Below are 17,861 nucleotides of genomic sequence, written 5' to 3' on the forward strand. Positions count from 1 at the left end.
TAATGCCGGGGACTCTAAAGAGACTGCCGGTGTCAAACCGGAGGAAGGTGGGGATGACGTCAAGTCCTCATGGCCTTTATGTCTAGGGCTGCACACGTCCTACAATGGTACGGACAGACGGAAGCAATACCGCGAGGTGGAGCAAATCCTAGAAACCGTGCCTCAGTTCGGATTGCAGGCTGCAACTCGCCTGCATGAAGCCGGAATCGCTAGTAATCGCAGGTCAGCATACTGCGGTGAATGTGTTCCTGAGCCTTGTACACACCGCCCGTCAAGCCACGAAAGTTGGGAGGGCCCGAAGTCGCCAAGCTAACCGTAAGGAGGCAGGCGCCGAAGGTCAGCTCGACAATTGGGACTAAGTCGTAACAAGGTAGCCGTAGGGGAACCTGCGGCTGGATCACCTCCTTTCTAAGGAATTTAGAAATGGATCGAGCTCAGCTTGCTGAACTCATCCACTTTGTGAAAATGACCTCCAGCTAACTCAACAGAATTCAGATCCTCGGATCTGTGTCATCACCAAATATCAAACGAAGACCCACTCAGGACTGTCGCCAGCCTGAGTGGGTTTTTTCGTGCGCGCACCGAATCGAGTTCGAGCGTGAAGATGCTTCGTTGCCCATTCCGCCAATCTTGGCCGGGGTTGTGAAAACTGCGCAACTTCAAGACGTCAGGGCTAGCGCGGCGGTTGTTCGGAGCTCGATTCGAGTTTTTGTCGATTGCTACCAAAATGGTCTTCGCAATCGGGGCACACGGTGTAGCGAATCTCGGGTACCGTCTGTTCTCGATACAGTCTTAGCTTGATCGCGATGTTTTCGATTTCGAGCCAGCCGGAGGGCTCAATCAGCGATCGTTTGCAGAAGCTGCACATGGTTAGAAATGCCGCCGAGCGTTGTTGGATGGGATCCAGTAGTGCTAGTCGTCGGCTTGGCACGGCTCTCAGTAAAACGCTCTCGTAGTCCAGGTGTTGCTTGTCATGCCTGGTGATCGTTAGTTGCATGTATCGCCGCAGCGTAGGGGAGTCACAGCGAAATGGCACGGTAATCGGATTGCCAGTGACTCGTACAAAACGGTGAATTTCCTTGTACAGTTTTTGAGTCGCATGGTCTGCAATAAAGCTCCACAGCGACTTGCCGACGACAGATGCTTCATCCAGGTCGAGGGAGTTGTTTTCTTTTGCAAAGGCCAGCCACCATTCGTCGACGGCAACAATCGTGTCTTCGGCATCGACACGATAACGGTAGACGTGAGAAGTTTGACTGACCATCCTGCTGATTCCCGAAAAGCGCGGATCGGCAAATTTCTATGCTCTGGTCTAGTTAATCGTAACACTGTTTTCGCTGGAGTTGCCAGGAAAACATTGCCTTAGCCCCGCATATTGGGAGTTTGCATACCACCGCATGCGCATTTTAGGCGAAAAGTGGTCGCTCAGGCTGCCCTTAATTCGCCCGGCTGCCCATCTTTACAGCGATGTGGTGGGCCGGCTTTGCGATGTTTGTGTAGAGAGGGCGAGCGTCAGCGTGATGAGGGACCGTGTCGTAAGGGTTCGTAGGTACGAATCGTCGGTGGTGATTGTGAGTTGAAAATCCAGTGGGCGATCACTGCGACGGCCGTTTCGATCGACTATGATATCGCTCAATATTCCCTCCCCCGTTTCCTCAACAATCGAGAAAATCACTATGCAAATTTGCCGTCGTTCCCTTGTGAAGTCGCTGTTGCTAACCGTCTTTCTGGCTTCCCCACTGTGCGCTCAAGAGACGCTCGTCGAGCATGATGCGATCAAACCGGTCCCGCGAGACAGTCGCTGGATGAAGCGTCACGAATCGATGAACGAACGAGTCAAGCAAGGCAATGTCGACCTTGTGTTCATTGGGGATTCAATCACCCAAGGTTGGGAGGGCAACGGCAAGAATGTGTGGGAGAAATACTACGGCGATCGCAACGCAGTGAATCTGGGGATTGGCGGCGACCGCACGCAACACGTGATCTGGCGGCTCGATAACGGCAACCTGGAAGGCATCTCGCCCAAGGTCGCCGTGATCATGATTGGCACAAACAATTCAGGCAGCAATACACCCGAGCAAATCGCCGAGGGAGTAACTGCGATCGTTCGTCAACTGCAGCAAAAAACGCCTGATACCGAGATCTTGCTATTGGGAACATTCCCACGGGGTGCGGATCCGTCGGATAAGCGACGCCAAGTGAACGAGAAGAGTAATGAGATCGTGGCAAAGCTTGCGGCCGACGATAACGTCCACTACTTGGATATTGGCGACAATTTTCTAAGTGACGATGGAAAACTTTCCAAAGAGATCATGCCTGACCTGCTGCATCTGAGCGAACAGGGATACACGATCTGGGCCGAGTCCATCGAGCCAACCCTGAAAAAGTTGATGGCCAAGTAGGTCCGCCGCGGTCGTTATCACTCGCGTGCGAGTAGAACCAGCACGCAGCTGCCGTCATCAATGACATTGATTCCGGCGTCGCGAGCCGCTTGGCTTGCTTGGGCGTCTTCGGCGCCGGGTTGCATCCAAAGATGCTTGACACCTGCTGCCACTGCATCGGCAACCACTTGCCGGGTCACTTCCGGGGGCGTGATGATTGACAATGCTTCCGGTACGACCGGGAGATCGGCGATTCGTGGGTACGCTTTGTGTCCTTCGATCTCTTCGCTGATCGGATTCAGCGGATAAGCCTGGCGGCCTGAATCGAGCAGTGCACGAAACACCTTGTTGCCATACTTGTGTCGCCGCGTCGAGGCTCCGGCGACGGCATAGGTTTGGGACGAGAGGAATGATTCGATCGGTTGTGGCATCGGTTTTTCCTGTGGAAAGTGCAATGGAGAGCCGGGTGTTCAGCCCCCATTTGAAATAACTGCCAGCGAATCAGCTGCCATTTGCGTAGGCTTTTGCCATCACAACGTTGGTCTCGCGGCCTTCGTTTCCGTCGACGCGAGGGCTGCGATGGTTGCGGATCGCGTCGGCGAAGTCGGCAATTAGCGGTTCGCAAAAATTTGCCGCTGGCGGGAGCGTTTCGATGGATTCTTTTCCGTCGATCTCGATGATCAGCTTGTCGCCATTCAGCGGGCACGCTCGCAGTCGTCCTCGCGTACCGATGATCGTAAATTCATCGGGATCTTCGGTACCAAAGTGGCATTGTAGCGTTGCGATCGGTCCCTGATCGAAACGCATCAGGACGGTCGCGGTGTCTTCGACTTCGTAATCGGCCGCGACGGTCCCACAGATCGATTTGACCTCGGCGACGGGCCCGAACAGATGTAGGAAAACGTTGATGCGGTGGCTGCCAACGTCCATCAACGCTCCGCCGCCACTTTCGGCTATCGTTGTTCGCCAATACCCTTCGTCGCCGGCTTGCATGGCAAGCGGCGTGGCGGTGACTGCGGAAACCGCCATCGGAGTCCCGATCGCATTGCTTTTTAGCAACGTTTCGATGCGATCGATGATGGGGTAAAACCGCCGATAATAGGCCACGCCAAGTCTGACGTCCGCCTTGCCGCACACGTCAATCATTTCGTCGCACTCGGCGACGTTCATGCCCATCGGTTTTTCGACCAGGACGTGTTTTCCCGCGGTCGCGGCCATGCGGGTTTGGGGCAAGTGGGCGCGTACCGGAGTCGCGATATAGACGGCGTCCACGTCGGCGTCGTTCATTAATTCGCGGGCATCCGTGTACCGGCGAGCGATCGAGAGTGATTCGCAAAATTCGTTCAAGCGATCGGGATCGCGTCGGCAGGCTGCAACGAGTTCGTTGCCTGGAGTGTCGATGATCGCTTGCGCGACTCTTTTTCGCGAAACATCGCCACAACCAATCAGTCCCCAGCGAATCGTTTTCATGAAAGTCTCGTTGCTAATGCGTGGTAGAGCTAATGCGTGGTAGAAAAAAATCGGCTTCAAGTCATTGTTGGGTTACCCGTGTTCAGGCAATCCAGACATGGTGATTCAAGAGCATGGCAGCCTAAAAGCATCGAGTAAACCGGCGAGAAAATCGGTGTCGGTTGGCTTGTCGCAGTCCGTCCGCGCACCGTCCTGGCGAAAATCCCGTTTGCCAGTGATAATACGGAGCTTAGGACGCCTGCGAAGGTGGTTTTCCTGTTTCCATTGCGTTTCCTTGCCCTCCTGTTTTGACTCTGATTTTCCCATGCCGATTAAAACGCTTTCAATGACCGTCGACGAAGAGAAAGCGGGGCGGATCGATTTGATCGTCCGTGATTTGGCGGGTGTTTCTCGCAGCCAGGTGAGGGGCATGTTTGACCACGGCTGTGTTTCGGTGAATGGGCATCCTTGCAAGGGAATCGCTGGGTCGGTGAAGGTTGGTGACGTGGTTTCGTTACGGTTCGATCCCCACCAGCGGTATCGTGAGAAGAAGCGAACGTGGGACGATCGCACGTTTAGCGTGGTGTTTGAAGACTCGCATTTGATCGTGGTCGACAAGGCAGCCGGCACGTTGACGGTGCCCACCGACAATGGCGAGCCAAATTCGTTGGTCGATCGCGTTTCGATCTATCTAAGTCATTCGCGAAGCCAAAAAGAAGCGTGCGTTGTCCATCGGCTTGATCGCGAAGTCAGCGGGTTGTTGGTGTTCGGTAAAAGCGAGGCGATCGCGAAGCAGTTGATTGAGCAGTTCAAGCAGCGAAAACCACGGCGGGTCTATACTGCAATCGTGGCTGGCGTGATTGCAGATGATGAAGGAACCTATCATTCTCACCTGGCGACCGGCAGTAATTTGGATCGCTATGTGACCAAGAAATCGCGTGATACTGAGACCGCGATCACGCATTTTCGCGTCGTTCGGCGAATGGCCGACACGACCTTGGTCGAAGTCCAGTTGGAAACGGGAAAGCGAAACCAGATCCGCGTTCAATTTGCCGACGCCGGGCATCCGGTATTGGGAGACCCACGGTATCAAGCCAAGCGAGCGTCGCATCCGTTTTGGGTTCGCAAGCGAATCGCTTTGCACGCTCGTTCACTCGCTTTTACTCATCCAGTGACGGGCGAAGAGGTCGAATTTGAGTCCCCGTTGCCATCGGCCATCCAGAAATTTTTAAATGCTGCCCGCTGAGGGGCCGCTTTGCTTGACGGTTGGTTAGCAGGGCGATTTTGTGCGAGCGGCGTCTCGTCATGTAAGCTTCAATCCGCGTCGCTTGCTGCAGCCATGCGGTTAGCAGGCGATTGGAAAAAGCAGGAGTCACGACTTGGGGCGTTTGATCGATTGGATTTTGCTTCCCAGAAAACGGGTCGCCTTGCCAAATCGGTCCGCAATCGTTCGCATCGGTGTTCGGCGAGCGTGGCCATGGCGATCGGTTTGAATCGTTTCGCCGGTCGATGGTTCAATCGCCGTCAGATAGCCTCCGCCAAAGCAGTAGGTGTCGATGCAGACAAAGTATCCCGAATCCAGGATGTTGCCGCCGGGCTGAGGGGTGTGGCCGAGGAAGACACGTTTTCCGCTGCAGTGAGGCAGCGGCAGCGGAAAGTCGAGATGCTTCCAGAACATCGTCGCTTCGTCTTGCAACGGCATCGCCACGCTGTGAACGTAATTCGCGTGAACAAAAATCGATTCTTCGGCTTCGTAAAAGGCTCGCAGCGAGCGAAAGAAATCGAGGTGGTCGTCGGGAATTTTGTGCAGTGAACCGCCGTAGCTTGCCAGCGTCGCTTGCCCGCCGCTATTTCGCCAAATGGTGTCATCCAATCCGGCTGTGACCCCCATCAACATGATCTCGTGATTGCCTCGCAGTGCGACCACGCGGCAGTGTTTCTGCAGTTCGATGATCTGCTCGATCACATTCTTGCTGTCCGGACCCCGGTCGATGTAGTCACCCAGGAAGATCAGTTCGTCATCGGACGTCGGGGCGATCGTCTCGATCAGTGACCTGAGTGCCTTGGCACATCCGTGGATATCACCGATCGCAAATTGTCGCATGGAGGAGGCTCGAGGATAGGATCAAATTCAGTCAGACGCTCAGATTCGTTTGCCGCCGTGAATGCTGTCGTTGGGGTGTTCGCAGGGGATGGATTCGGCAGAACCGATCCAAGGGAGCGGGGCGTCAATTTAGATTGGGGTCACCAAAGTGCACGCCCGGTGCCATTGAGTTGAGGATGTCGTGACCGCACCGGCGAACCGCCAGTTCCCATGATTGGTCTGCGTCGCCAAACAGGATATCGCTATCGGGCTTGCCGACCAACCAGCCACCAACTCGCATCTCTTCGTCCAGTTGTCGGGGGCCCCAGCCGCTATAGTTCGCGATGTAGCGCACCTTGGCGTCGGGGCGATGGAGCAGGATTCGCAGGTGGTCGTCATCGCCGGTGATCCAGGCGGGCGGATTGCCCAGGTCGATGGACATGCTTCCAAACGGGTCAGCAGGGTGATTTTCGATTGTAAATTTGGCGCCGCCGGTGACCGATTCGCCGGGGCCAAGTGGTTCGCCCGTCGCATCGAGAGAAACCGGGCCGCAGGGATCGCCGATCCCGGCCAGGTTGTGCAGGGCTAAAAGCGGGCCTTCGACGGGCCCGCCTCGATAGATAAAGTCGTCCTCTCGCGGTTCGCCTCCCGCGGTGGTGCTGAGCGCCACCAAGTCGCGAAATCGGTTTTCGGTCGGTCGATTGATCGCCAAGCCAAAGGCGCCCTCCGGGTCATGGCGAATGATAAAGATGACCGAACGGAGGAAATTTCCATCGCCCAAATACGGTGACGCAATCAGCAGCCGTCCTGAAAGATTTTCTGACATGATGGACTTCTCCGATTTGCGACAGGCGAGCGAGTCGCAAGGGTGTTGAAAAAATGAGCAATGGCAATGCACGGGCTGTGCCAAGGGAAGCAGACCGTTGCGGGAAAACGGGCCGCTGGGGGTCAATGCAGTTGGCTGCGGAAATAAAAGGATGCGCTGCGAGGTCGACAGTTGCCTCACCAGCAAACTCGCGGGTTCGCAATCGCAGGGAGAGCATCGTTAGCGGTTGTGTCGACCGCGATTGGCGTTGGCGAGATGGTCGAGTGAAGACTCTCGCTGGTTCTCGCGGTTCCTGTTATTTCTCGAGCTCTATTGTTTTGGGCTCTATTATTTCGGGCTCTCTTATTTTATGCCGAGTAGGCATCTCGCCAAAGCCCGCCGGCCCAGGACAATCCTACGCCGAATCCTACTAGCATATTAACCGATTCTGGCTTCAGTTCGCCGCGGCTTCGCAGTCGGTCGATCAAAATCGGTAATGTTGACGAAACGGTATTGCCCACATCAGCAAGTTCGATGGGGATCCGTTCGGCTGCAACTCCCATTCGTCCGCGAAGTTGGTCCAGCATCTTCCAGGTCGCTTGGTGCATCAGGTAGCGATCGATATCGGCGTCGGTCAGCCCATTGTCCGAAAGGATTTCTTCGATCAATCGCGGGACCGCTTCGACGGTGAAATTGATCAAGCTCGGTCCGTCCATGTACAGGCGGCTTTTCCAGCGTTTGCGGTGCCGGGGCTTGATCGCATCTTCGCTGGGGCGGCTTCCGCCGTCACCGACCAGCAGCATGTCGCCGCCGCTGCCATCGCTGCCGAATTGAAAGCCCCACAGCGATTTTTCGTCACTGGCGGTCACTAAGGTGGCGGCGGCGCCATCGCCAAAGATCGTTCGCAGGCTGCGGTCATCGGCGTCAATGTATTTGCTGTACGTTTCCGCGGTGAGCAGCAGGATGTTTTTTGCAACTCCGCTTTGGATCAACCCGTCGGCCATGGCCAAACCGTAGACAAAGCCACTGCAGCCCAAGTTGAAATCGAGTGCGCCACAGCGGGTTGGCAGTCCGAGTCGATCTTGGATCAAGCAACACGTGGTCGGCAGCGGGTAGTCCGGGGTCTGTGTGCAGAGCAGCACGAAATCGATCGATTGCGGGTCGATCGCATGCTCGGAAAACAGTTTCTGGGCCGCTTGGATGGCTAGGTCGCTGGCGGTTTCCTTTTCGTCGGCGATATGCCGTTGATGGATACCCGTTTTTTCAGCGATCAGAGCGATGTCCCAATTGGGAAAATCGGCTTGAAGTTGTTCGTTCGTTTCGACTCGCGAAGGCAAGTGAACAGCGATCGGACCAAGTTGAGCATGCGGCACTGCGAAGGATCCACGAATGGCCGAAGGGGGAGAGATGCGAAGCAAAGGAAAAAAGATAGCGGCAATCGCGGTATCGTGAAAGTCGCCACCCCTGGTGAAAAACTCCGAATGGGGCAATCGAGCTTTTTGCGAGGCTTTGCAAAACGCAACAGCAGGTGAATGGAGATACCATTCACGCAAAAGAAAAGAAAGAGCGGCTGATGGGATTCGAACCCACGACAATCACGTTGGCAACGTGATGCTCTGCCAACTGAGCTACAGCCGCAAAACTTTCGACGCCGGCCAAGTTATCGCTTGCAGTTTGATGTTGCAAGGTCACTTGGTGACACTTTTTTGTGAGGCAAAAACCAACTGGTTTGCCATCAACAGGAGCGGATTGTAGGTGCCGATCGGATTCGTTCAAGCCCAATTTGTGAAGACTTTGAAAAATGTTTCCGAGCCGGCCATTCCGCGTTGGGGTTTCGCAGGTCGCGGTCCTTTGGGGGATGCACGAGGGCCTTCGGGGGACGCATGAGCGTCGGGGGGCACGGATGGATCGCGACGGCGGGCTGGCAACGCGGGGCCGCTGCCGCCGCCGCAGAAACCACGATGGTCCTTGGGAACGCAACTTCACTTTCTTCTGATTTTCCCCCATTTCCACCAAGCACCCTGACACGGTACACTACCGGGCTTGATTTATAGATAACGATGAGGCGCAGCGATCCGATGGTCGGTTTTCCTGTTTCGCCCTCACGTGCATACGATGACGCCGTAAAGACGAGAGGTCTTACCGAAGGATGTCCACCTCCACTGAACCCGAAACAACGGAAGTTCCGGAAGAAAAGAAAACCATCCAACTGCAATCGACAGTTGAGAGCCCTTCGCCATGCGTTCGCCAGGTGATTGTCACGATCCCTCACGCAGAAGTAGAGCGGTACCTCAAAGACGCATACGACGAAATTGTGCCGGAAGCCTCCGTGCCCGGTTTTCGTGCCGGACGCGCACCGCGAAAGTTGGTCGAAAAGCAATTCCGTGACCGTGTTCGCGAACAAGTGAAGGGCGCCCTGTTGATGGATTCGCTCTCGCAAGTGAGCGACAAGGAAGATTTTTCCGCGATTGGCGAACCCGAGTTCGACTTCGAATCGATCGAATTGCCCGAAGACGATGGTGACTTTAAGTATCAATTCACCGTCGAAGTTCGCCCCGACTTTGAAACCCCGACTTGGAAAGGCCTAAAACTTTCCAAACCGGTTGAAGAGATCACCGATGCCGACGTCGATGAATCGCTGCAGCGGGTTCTGGGACGCTACGCCACGCTCGAAGCCACTGACGAAGCGGCTGCCATGGGCGACAAGTTGGTCGTGACGATCAAGTTCAGCGAAAATGGCAAACTGCTCAGCGAACTTGAAGAAGAACGCGTGACGCTCAACAGCCGCCTGAGCTTCTCGGATGGGGTGATCGAAGATTTCGGTACCCTGATGACCGGGGCTGTCGAAGGCGATACACGCACCGGCAAAGCGAAGATCAGCGAAGGCGTGAACAACGAAGAAACTCGCGGCAAGGAAATTGACGCCGAGATTCATGTGGTCGAAGTCTTGAAGTCGGAATTGCCTAAGCTGACTCCTAGCTTCTTGGAAGAGCTTGGTGATTTCGAATCCGAGCAAGAGCTTCGCGACTTCGTTCGTGATTCGCTCACTCGCCAAGCCGAGTACCGCACCCAGCAAGCACTTCGCCAATCGGTCGTCGATGCGTTGGCAGGTGACGCCGACTTTGAATTGCCCAAGTCGTTGGTGCAACGCCAAACGCAACGTGAACTGCAACGCAAGGTTCTCGAATTGCGTCGTAGCGGATTTGATGACGACAACATTCGTCGTTTCGTCAACGCATCGCGTCAAAACGCGCAAGCGTCGACCGAAGCTGCACTTCGCGAACACTTCATCTTGGAAAAGATCGCCGAAGAAGCCAATGTCGATGCCGAGCCAGCGGATTACGATGCGGAAATCGCATTGATCGCCCAACAAAGCGATTCGCCAGAACGAAAAGTACGTGCTCGCCTAGAAAAGAGCGGTCAAATGGACGCGCTTCGCAACCAAATCGTTGAGCGTAAGGTGATCGAAATGATCGTCGAAGCCGGCGAAGTCAGCGAAGAAAAAGTTGAAAAGACTAAGGGCGACGACGACCAAGAGTTCGCGGTCTACCACAACGTCTTGCCGACTCGCGACGACGACGCGATTCCTGCGGCCAAGTACGAAGACAACGCGCCAAAGGATGCAGAGAAGAAAGAAAAGGAATAATTCCCTCTTCGATTACCTCGCACTGAATCTTCGACTGCCCGGTTCCACTTCACGGTGGAAGCGGGCAGTTTTTTTTTGCGTTAGACGAGGCGTTGCCTGGGGGCAGCGTGAAAAACGTTCGAATAAGACCGGGCGGCTTGCGCCGCACCACGACGAAAAATGCCGTGAGGGGCCAGCGTCCATGTTCTGGCTCGCGAAATTCAACCCCCTCGTGAAAGACGGCCCCTCGTGAAAGACGGCCTTGCTCACACGCCGACGCGACCGTTCGCCAAGCACCCGTGCGAGTCTAGCACCACTGCGTAATGCTGCGGCGATACAGTTCGATGCCCTTTTCAATCTGTTCGATCGAGATCCATTCGTCCGCGGTGTGAGCCTGGGCGATATTGCCTGGCCCGCACACCAATCGCTGGTTCAGTTCACCGAACAATCCGCCATCGGTCGCATAGCACTTTGTCGTCGGAGTGACCCCCGCTAATTCGCACATCGTTTGGACGCACGGGGCGTTGGCGTCAACCCAAATGGGATCGCAACCGACAAGCGGGCGGAATTCGAGCCCAAGGGTTTCGGCATGTCGCCGAGCTTCGTCGATCAAGTCACTGCCGTCGACCTCGGGCATCGTCCGCAGGCTGACCCATGCTTCGCTCTTCGGAGCGGTGATGTTGATCGCGGTACCGTGATCGGTAAATCCAAAATTCCATGACAGGGTCGGCGGATCAAAGCGGCGGTCTTGATAGCGTGGCTCGCGCAGCGTTCGCTCGTTCAGTTCGGCGATCTTTTGCAGCATGGGTACCATGGCGACATTCGCATTGATGCCTTCGGCGGTACTGCTGTGGGCCGCCCGGCCGCGGCTGATGATGCGAAATCCAGTGATGCCTTTATGCGCATGGACCACACCAAGTTCGGTCGGTTCTCCGATGATGGCGACCGGCTGGGCCGCGACGATTTCGCGATAGGCCGTCGACGACTCGACCAGATGCCGTGCGCCTTGAAACCCCGTCTCTTCGTCCGCAGTACAAACCACCCACAGCGGATGTTTTTGTGATGAGCGAGGGACCTGGGCGATGGCAGCGAGAAACGCAACCAACGAACCTTTCATGTCGCACGCGCCACGTCCATACACACGGTCATGGGCAAGCGTGGCTGTAAAAGCGTCTCCCGGCGAATCAGGATCCGGCCCGACCCAATTCTGGGCTGGGACGACATCGGTATGGCAAAAGTAGGCCAGCCCCGCGTCTGGCGTTCCGCCAGCGCCATCCGGCATTCGCTTTGCAACGATGTTTGCTTTGCGAACTCCCCTGTTGTCGACGTAAGTGGTCAATTCGGTGTCGAAACCAAGTGACCGCAAATGCGTGTCGACAAATTCCGAAATGTCGACGTTGCTTGCCGAGCTAATCGAGGGAAAGGCGATCAAACGCGACAGGATATCGAGAGCTTCGCGAGTTGCGTTTTTCATGATGCACAGATGAAGGTAACTTCCATTGTCGTAGACGCCATCCTTTGTCGATGTTTTGTGGTGCGGACGCAAGGGAGGTTGCGGCGGCTAGGGTTTCAGCACATCGCGAAGCGCCGCGGCGATCCGTTTGGGATTCGCCCCTTCGACTTCGCCTGTAAAGTTTTCGAGCGTCTTAATGGCATCTTGGCGGTGAAGGTCCGTCGATTTCGGCGCGATGGCTTGATAGACCGCCTGGGCAGCGATCGCGGTGGGATCCCCCGGATTCAGTGCAAAAGAAGCGAGTTTATCAGCCAACCGCGGCGGCAATTCGTCAAACGTGTACTCTTTGATCGTCGCGTTAAAACGGATGACCAACCGGTCGGGGCCTTTTTCGACAACGATCACGCGAAGCGCCTCCGTCAGCTCGAAATCGCTGCCGGTTTGTAGCGTCGCCACGCCGCGCTGAATCGCGCCGCGATAGTACGTCGCCAAGTCGGCGGTTTCGAACAAAGGCTCGGCCCGTGGTTTCTGCTCGCTGCTAAGCGGCGTCTCGGCGGCTGCATCATGCACCGCCCGCAATTGGTTCCAATCGGCGGTTTTGATTGCCGTGCGTGCCTTGGTAATCAACGTTTCGGCCTCGGCGATCATCGCTTCGCTGATCGTGTCCGATGGCGGCGTCATCGCGGGGGCGTCGTCGGTCGATGGCGACGAAGGGGCCGCAGCGGGGTCGCTGGACGAGTCCGAATCAGTCATTTCCGCAGGACCGGCTTCGGCTGGTTCCGTCGTCATCGGATCTGGTTGTGACGGGGTTGGCTGGGCAGGTTCTGGCTGCATGGTGGCTGGCTGCATGCTGTCGGGTCCCTGCTCGGTATCGCTTGGCCAATCATCGGGATTCAGACCCTCGTTCAACGGGGCGCGACGACTGTCATTCTCAGCACGACGATCCTCGTCGTTGCCGCGGTTCGGGCCGAGACTGCCCATGATCGGGTCCGCCGGACGTGAGGTGACACGTTGACCGCTGGGCGACGTCGATTGGCCACCCGCTCCGGCGGGCGTGGTCGACAGCGTAAAGCTGCCGTCTTTGGCCGTGATTGCGATCGTTCCTGGTTTGGCCATCACCACCCAAACCAGTGCGCCCAGCATCGCCAGGATCGCGGCGGCGCAGCCAATAAACACAAACCACCCAGCGATTGATTTGCGACGACGTTTGGCAGGCTTTTTTTTCTTGATCGCGATCGGTGCCGCAGCGGACGCAGGTCCACTAGGGTCTGCAAAGGTCGGGATTTGCGGAGCCGCAGCCGCAGGTGTTTCCGCTGCGGCCATTGGCGATCCGGGGACCGCCGCGACCGGCGCCGGAGGCACTGCGGGGGTTTGCGGAGCCAGCGGATTGCCTGGCGGCAGCACGGCCGCCAGCGGATCGGTTTTCGGAAGCAATCCAGCAAGCGGATCGGGATTGGATGATGCTCCGGGGGGAGGCGGCACGGCAGCGGGGGCCGCCACTGGGGAGCCCACGCTTGGCGGCGAGCCAGTGTCGGCAAAATCGATCACGCCAAAACGAGCGTCCAGGGCTTTCTTTTTCGCGGGATCCAGCAAGATTTCGCGAGACTGCTGGACCCATTTTGCTGCCCGTTTCCACACCGCTGGATCCGCATCCGCTTTCGCGTTTTGCAGTTTTTGGATCGTCTTTTTGATGGCAACGACAATCACCTGCGAATCTTGCTCGCCGCCGGTCAGCCCAAAGACTTGATAGGGGTGCGGATTTTTTGTCCCTGCAGCCACAGGCAAAAGGTCCGAGATTTCAGTTGCCGACATTCGTCATGGTCCGGTGGAGGGTGGGGCGGGTGTTGGCAGCCAGGGGGCGGGGGCGTTTATCAGAGACGGCGATCGCATGATTCCAAATTGGGGATCGTGCGGCCAGTCTCTAGTTTAATCAATCCAGGGGAGAGGACGAAAGCTTGACTGGTTCCGTTCGGCAAAGTCGGGCTGAATTCGGCGTTTTAGCCCGCAATGGCAGGCGATTTTTAACCGGTTCGGATTATCGCGGACGTAGCTATCAAATCGATGGTACTCATTGGCAATAACATGCGGGATACGCAAGAGATCGGTGCTTTCCGAAACAAACGATCCAAGGTTGGACGATACCAGAGCATGGACCTGTGAAGCTACCTTTCCTTTTCAACGGCAATCCTATGTTTCCGATCATGCGAATTCGAACCGCTGCCGCGATCGCCGCGCTCGTGGGAGGCCCCTACGTCGTCTCGGAAACGGATATGGGGCAGAAAACGGTTTCCTCGATCAAACGTCAATTCGAAACCACCGAAGCCGCGATCAGTTCAGGCGATTCAGTGCTGTCGAGCTCATCGGACTACGCCGTGCACTCGCATTACGAGGTCGAACAGCTGCGTGGCAACCGCGAAACGCGTTACCGCTACGACCACGAACTCGCTCGTAAACTAGGCGCGATTCCCGAGAAGCCTGAGAACGAGCCCAATCTGGTGGGCACCACCGTCCAGGATCTACGCGAAGTGATCCGCTTCGACATCAACCCCGAATGGATCATTAGTCGCTTTTCGCGTGTGACCACCGTTTTGGCGGACATGAAGATGGAGGGGCTGCGAGTGCCGATCGTCACTGGGACTCAGGCGAATGATTTGGCGGGGACGCTAACTTATTACTTCGACACCAGCGGGAAAGTCCAACGGATCACCGTGCACGGGTTCACGGGCGACCCGAGCAAGATGGCGGCGATCATGACCGAACATTACGGTTTGTCCCGCGAACCTTCGCTCGAAGCAGGGGTGTTCACCCGGCGCTGGAACGGCGTGCCCGTTCATTTTCTGCGACTGACTCATGCCCCGGTTGTCTATAGCGATGCCATTCACCAAAAGTACACGGTGTTCGTCGAACTGAATCAACCCAACTTGGCCTTCGGTATCAGTCCCGAAGCTCAGCGGATCGTCAATGCCGATCACTACAGCGGTCGTTGGTAGGTCTTCCCAGCGGCCGCAGTGATTCGCGGTCGCAGTGATTCGTATCTGCAGTGGTTCGCATCTGCAGTGCTCGCCGACTGGGCGGTTCTCACCACCCTGCTCTTCCGTCCACACCTACCTCTTTTGGAGGCATGATCGGGCGACGCACTTTTTATCAAGGGCGGATTATCGAGGGCGGACCCGTGACGTGTCGCCATCAAGTTCGTAAACCCGAAGGTCAGCTTTTCCTCAGTAGCATTTGTTGACCGTTCCCTTGTCAAATTTTGCCGCAAATAAGCCAGTTTTCTAGCAGCCAGTTTGCCAGCCCGATACAATCAATCTAGTCAATGCGCATGAATTGCGCGGGGCTTGCGAAGCGATTACCTGGCGTTTGTTTTCTGCTCGTTGCGATGTCGACGATGCAGCGATCACCGGGCGAGGTGGATGCAGGCACTTTGGGGCGATCAATCGGCAACGGGATTGTTGCTGGGGCAATCAAAACGATAAGGTGAACGCATGGGTGCGGGATGGTACTACATCACTAGTGGTTGGCTGCGTAAGACGCGACGGGTCGGGCCGATTTCAGAGGCGGATCTACTGCATCTGATTGACGAGGGAAAGATTGTTCCGGAAACGCTGTTGCTAAGTAGTAAGACCAAGGGGAAATGGGTTCCGATGAATGCGATTGCTCCGGCAATGGATCGTTGGAATCAAACGCATGCCAAGGCATCCTCGGAATAGCGTCCATTCACTTCGCCAGACGCATTCGAACAGGGAGCTTTGGGTTTCGCGTGCTGCCCGTCTAAGCGGTTGGGATGATTTCGTGTCTTAGCGGTTTCGTGTCTAATCGTAGGATTGCCGAACGGATGGGCGTGCGGGGCATCGTCCTGAACGTGACGCCAGCGTGGTTCGGCACGGGCGTTTCTTCCCTTGGGCGTTTCCTCCCCTACGTGTATGGCATTCGATGGCAGCGATGACCTCAACCAAGACGTTGGCCGACTACGCAGCCATTGCCGTCGCGCCGTTGTTGATTTTTCTGATGATCAACAGCTTGGCCAACTACTTGATGTTGGTCTTGTATCACGGAGGTTATCCCGAGCGTGTATCGTGGACTCTGTTCATGTACACGATGGGAGTCGTCAGCGTGGCGCGGATCGCGATTCAGCGTGATCGCAGCTACGCGATGGGCTACCTCTGTATTTTGGGGGCGGTCACCTTTTTGGCGATGATGCGTTTTGTCGGGTCGCCGGTTTTCAGCATCTTCATGTTGCTGTTGATCGCATTCCTGGCGGATCGAATCGTTCACGATTGCACATTGATCGATGATTCGGTTGATGCCAGCGGACAAGGGCTGATGGATTCGGGTGGTCATTTTGTGCGTCGGCAAATCGAGGCAAATCGTGCGGCGGTGGACTCCGAGCCCGCGGCGACCGAGGCTGTCTCTAACACCAACACGCAAACGCCTCAAGCCAAGCGGTCAACTCATCAGCCTGGACGCACGGTCATGTACCTCGCCTTGGCCGCGTTGCCGCTGTTTGGGTTGGGGCAATTCTTTCTTCGCTCCGATCCGGGAACGTCGTCACGTGCGCTATGGTTGTTGGCGATTTATTTGTTCTCGAGCTTTTCGCTGTTGGTCACGACCAGCTTTCTCGGGCTGCGTCGCTACCTACGCCAACGCGGCGTCGATATGCCCAACGATGTTTCGACGGGATGGATCACAGGCGGTTTGGCAATCATCGGTTTGATTCTCTTCGTCGCATACCTTGCTCCGGTGCCAGGACAAATGCTCGCATCGTTTGAGTTGCCGGAAATCGCCAATCCGCCCGATGATCTTTCGGCAAGCAAGTACGGGCATGGCGACGAAGCTGCAGCGAAAAAGAAGGAAGGAGCCGCGGTCACGGAAAGTGATCCAAACGCGAGCGAAAAGGAAGTCCAGCAAACCGCCAGCCAAAAGGGGGCGCCGCCGGGGTCAGCCGCCGAGGGTGACAACAAGAAAGGCGACGCGGGGAACCAGGACGGTGGTAAGAAGCCGGCGGCCGGAGGCTCGGATCCTGGTGAGCAGAGTGGCAAACAAAAAGGCTCGGGCGAGAATAATTCGGGCGAAAAGAGCTCAGGCGAGAAAGATTCGGGTGAAAAGAGCTCCGGCGAAAAGGGTGGCAACAGCCAGCAGCGGGAACAATCAAAGCCACAAGGCGAGAGCGGGAAACAAGATCAAACGCAACCTTCGCGTGACCCGGCAAGCAACCAGGATGGCAAGCAGAGCGAGTCCGAGAAGCAGCCCCAAAGCGACTCGAGGGAAAAGACGGGAGATGACGAGCCCGATAAGTCTGCGCAGTCCGAGTCAGAGGAACAAGAGTCCGCCGAATCCGAAACCAAGTCGTCTGAAACGGAGCAGTCAAAATCGGAACCGTCAGAGCCGGAACAGTCTCAACCAGATCCGGCCGAGACGCCTCCACCCGAACCGCCATCGAGCTCCACTTCCTCGCTGATGAAACTGATCTCGCTGCTGGGATCGTTGCTGAAGTTTCTGATTGCGTTGGCGCTGGCGATCGTCGTGGGCGTTTATGTTTATCGCAATCGCGATGCGATCTTGCAGTGGTTCAATGGGCTTTGGTTTTGGCAACCAAGTTCTGCCGACCAGACGGAGCATGAATTGTCGCAGCAGGTAGTCACCGCGCCCGCCAAACCGTTTTCGTCGTTTCGCAATCCGATCGGGGTCGAAAAGGATCCTCGCCAAATCGTGATCGTGACGTTCCAGGCGTTTGAGGCTTGGGCACGCGAGCAGGGGACGCGTCGCCGCCCCGACGAAACACCCAGCGAGTTTTTAAAGCGGATTGCCCCGACGCTGCCTCAGGTTTCCACGTCGGCAGTCCGCATTGTCGATGCGTATAACCGAATCGTTTACGGTGGTGAAAAGCCGACTCAGGGCGACATTTCTGCGGCGGACCAGATTTGGAAACAGATGAATTCCCGAGCCCCCGCTCCAGCCGCGGTCCGCTGATCGTTGGAATCTCGATTAGCCGCTGGACGGTTTGACGCTTGGGCGGTGGTTTGACGCTTGGGCGGCGGTGTGACGTCCGGCGCCGAATGGGGTGC

General features: G+C 56.4%; 14 protein-coding genes, 1 tRNA gene and 1 rRNA gene. 7 read left to right on the forward strand and 9 right to left on the reverse strand.

Going from position 1 to position 17,861, the window contains the following annotated elements; all coding sequences use genetic code 11:
• Positions 1 to 408, forward strand: a 16S ribosomal RNA gene (locus ABEA92_RS23965); the annotation flags it as partial.
• 265 nt (positions 409 to 673) lie between these two features.
• Here ABEA92_RS23965 and ABEA92_RS23970 read toward each other — a convergent pair.
• Entirely contained in the window at positions 674 to 1,264 is a 591-nt protein-coding gene (locus ABEA92_RS23970) for a hypothetical protein (protein WP_345687005.1), read from the reverse strand.
• Positions 1,265 to 1,676: 412 nt separating this feature from the next.
• Here ABEA92_RS23970 and ABEA92_RS23975 point away from each other — a divergent pair, with 412 nt between their 5' ends.
• Positions 1,677 to 2,402, forward strand: coding sequence for a platelet-activating factor acetylhydrolase IB subunit (locus ABEA92_RS23975; protein WP_345687006.1), 726 nt, complete (start codon positions 1,677 to 1,679; stop codon positions 2,400 to 2,402).
• A 17-nt stretch (positions 2,403 to 2,419) separates the two neighbouring features.
• Here the strand turns inward: ABEA92_RS23975 and ABEA92_RS23980 are convergent, their stop codons facing one another.
• Together ABEA92_RS23980 and ABEA92_RS23985 are read right to left on the reverse strand one after the other, a co-directional pair.
• Positions 2,420 to 2,812: a CoA-binding protein gene (locus ABEA92_RS23980; protein ID WP_345687008.1), complete on the reverse strand. Its 393-nt coding sequence runs from the start codon at positions 2,810 to 2,812 to the stop codon at positions 2,420 to 2,422.
• Positions 2,813 to 2,882: 70 nt separating this feature from the next.
• Positions 2,883 to 3,851, reverse strand: coding sequence for a Gfo/Idh/MocA family protein (locus tag ABEA92_RS23985; RefSeq protein ID WP_345687010.1), 969 nt, complete (start codon positions 3,849 to 3,851; stop codon positions 2,883 to 2,885).
• Between the two features lie 304 nt (positions 3,852 to 4,155).
• On the opposite strand from ABEA92_RS23985, the gene ABEA92_RS23990 reads away from it, so the two are divergent.
• A complete protein-coding gene (locus ABEA92_RS23990) occupies positions 4,156 to 5,076 on the forward strand; it encodes an RluA family pseudouridine synthase (protein ID WP_345687012.1) in 921 nt (306 codons plus the stop codon).
• Between the two features lie 126 nt (positions 5,077 to 5,202).
• Here the strand turns inward: ABEA92_RS23990 and ABEA92_RS23995 are convergent, their stop codons facing one another.
• From ABEA92_RS23995 to ABEA92_RS24010, 4 genes are all read right to left on the reverse strand, one after another.
• Positions 5,203 to 5,934, reverse strand: coding sequence for a metallophosphoesterase family protein (locus ABEA92_RS23995; RefSeq protein WP_345687014.1), 732 nt, complete (start codon positions 5,932 to 5,934; stop codon positions 5,203 to 5,205).
• A gap of 124 nt (positions 5,935 to 6,058) precedes the next feature.
• Entirely contained in the window at positions 6,059 to 6,739 is a 681-nt protein-coding gene (locus ABEA92_RS24000; RefSeq protein ID WP_345687016.1) for a YqgE/AlgH family protein, read from the reverse strand.
• A 347-nt stretch (positions 6,740 to 7,086) separates the two neighbouring features.
• Complete coding sequence (locus ABEA92_RS24005) at positions 7,087 to 8,091, reverse strand: ketoacyl-ACP synthase III (protein WP_345687018.1); 1,005 nt, start codon at positions 8,089 to 8,091, stop codon at positions 7,087 to 7,089.
• Positions 8,092 to 8,283: 192 nt separating this feature from the next.
• A tRNA-Gly gene (locus ABEA92_RS24010) sits at positions 8,284 to 8,356 on the reverse strand.
• A 511-nt stretch (positions 8,357 to 8,867) separates the two neighbouring features.
• Here ABEA92_RS24010 and tig point away from each other — a divergent pair.
• Positions 8,868 to 10,364, forward strand: coding sequence for a trigger factor (tig, locus tag ABEA92_RS24015; protein ID WP_345687020.1), 1,497 nt, complete (start codon positions 8,868 to 8,870; stop codon positions 10,362 to 10,364).
• A gap of 286 nt (positions 10,365 to 10,650) precedes the next feature.
• Here tig and ABEA92_RS24020 read toward each other — a convergent pair whose 3' ends face one another.
• Positions 10,651 to 11,817, reverse strand: coding sequence for a M20 family metallopeptidase (locus ABEA92_RS24020; RefSeq protein ID WP_345687022.1), 1,167 nt, complete (start codon positions 11,815 to 11,817; stop codon positions 10,651 to 10,653).
• 87 nt (positions 11,818 to 11,904) lie between these two features.
• Positions 11,905 to 13,608 carry a hypothetical protein gene (locus ABEA92_RS24025; protein WP_345687024.1) on the reverse strand — a complete coding sequence of 568 codons (1,704 nt, stop codon included), beginning with the start codon at positions 13,606 to 13,608 and terminating at the stop codon, positions 11,905 to 11,907.
• A 389-nt stretch (positions 13,609 to 13,997) separates the two neighbouring features.
• On the opposite strand from ABEA92_RS24025, the gene ABEA92_RS24030 reads away from it, so the two are divergent.
• The 3 genes from ABEA92_RS24030 (at position 13,998) to ABEA92_RS24040 (ending at position 17,766) form a co-directional block, all read left to right on the forward strand.
• The gene (locus tag ABEA92_RS24030; RefSeq protein ID WP_345687026.1) at positions 13,998 to 14,786 is read left to right on the forward strand and encodes a DUF6690 family protein; all 789 of its coding nucleotides are present in this window, start codon (positions 13,998 to 14,000) and stop codon (positions 14,784 to 14,786) included.
• Between the two features lie 495 nt (positions 14,787 to 15,281).
• Complete coding sequence (locus ABEA92_RS24035) at positions 15,282 to 15,506, forward strand: DUF4339 domain-containing protein (protein ID WP_345687028.1); 225 nt, start codon at positions 15,282 to 15,284, stop codon at positions 15,504 to 15,506.
• A gap of 232 nt (positions 15,507 to 15,738) precedes the next feature.
• Positions 15,739 to 17,766, forward strand: coding sequence for a DUF4129 domain-containing protein (locus ABEA92_RS24040; protein WP_345687030.1), 2,028 nt, complete (start codon positions 15,739 to 15,741; stop codon positions 17,764 to 17,766).
• The last annotated feature ends 95 nt before the right edge of the window (positions 17,767 to 17,861 follow it).

This window comes from Novipirellula caenicola (assembly GCF_039545035.1).
GTDB lineage: Bacteria > Planctomycetota > Planctomycetia > Pirellulales > Pirellulaceae > Novipirellula > Novipirellula caenicola.

Excerpts from the sequence above, each read along its gene's own strand:
- ABEA92_RS24040 (WP_345687030.1), top strand. The coding sequence starts at position 15,739 with ATGACCTCAACCAAGACGTTGGCCGACTACGCAGCCATTGCCGTCGCG.
- ABEA92_RS23985 (WP_345687010.1), bottom strand. The coding sequence starts at position 3,851 with ATGAAAACGATTCGCTGGGGACTGATTGGTTGTGGCGATGTTTCGCGA.
- ABEA92_RS24035 (WP_345687028.1), top strand. The coding sequence starts at position 15,282 with ATGGGTGCGGGATGGTACTACATCACTAGTGGTTGGCTGCGTAAGACG.
- ABEA92_RS23970 (WP_345687005.1), bottom strand. The coding sequence starts at position 1,264 with ATGGTCAGTCAAACTTCTCACGTCTACCGTTATCGTGTCGATGCCGAA.
- ABEA92_RS24000 (WP_345687016.1), bottom strand. The coding sequence starts at position 6,739 with ATGTCAGAAAATCTTTCAGGACGGCTGCTGATTGCGTCACCGTATTTG.
- ABEA92_RS23975 (WP_345687006.1), top strand. The coding sequence starts at position 1,677 with ATGCAAATTTGCCGTCGTTCCCTTGTGAAGTCGCTGTTGCTAACCGTC.
- ABEA92_RS24030 (WP_345687026.1), top strand. The coding sequence starts at position 13,998 with ATGCGAATTCGAACCGCTGCCGCGATCGCCGCGCTCGTGGGAGGCCCC.
- ABEA92_RS23990 (WP_345687012.1), top strand. The coding sequence starts at position 4,156 with ATGCCGATTAAAACGCTTTCAATGACCGTCGACGAAGAGAAAGCGGGG.
- ABEA92_RS24020 (WP_345687022.1), bottom strand. The coding sequence starts at position 11,817 with ATGAAAAACGCAACTCGCGAAGCTCTCGATATCCTGTCGCGTTTGATC.
- ABEA92_RS23980 (WP_345687008.1), bottom strand. The coding sequence starts at position 2,812 with ATGCCACAACCGATCGAATCATTCCTCTCGTCCCAAACCTATGCCGTC.
- ABEA92_RS23995 (WP_345687014.1), bottom strand. The coding sequence starts at position 5,934 with ATGCGACAATTTGCGATCGGTGATATCCACGGATGTGCCAAGGCACTC.
- tig (WP_345687020.1), top strand. The coding sequence starts at position 8,868 with ATGTCCACCTCCACTGAACCCGAAACAACGGAAGTTCCGGAAGAAAAG.
- ABEA92_RS24025 (WP_345687024.1), bottom strand. The coding sequence starts at position 13,608 with ATGTCGGCAACTGAAATCTCGGACCTTTTGCCTGTGGCTGCAGGGACA.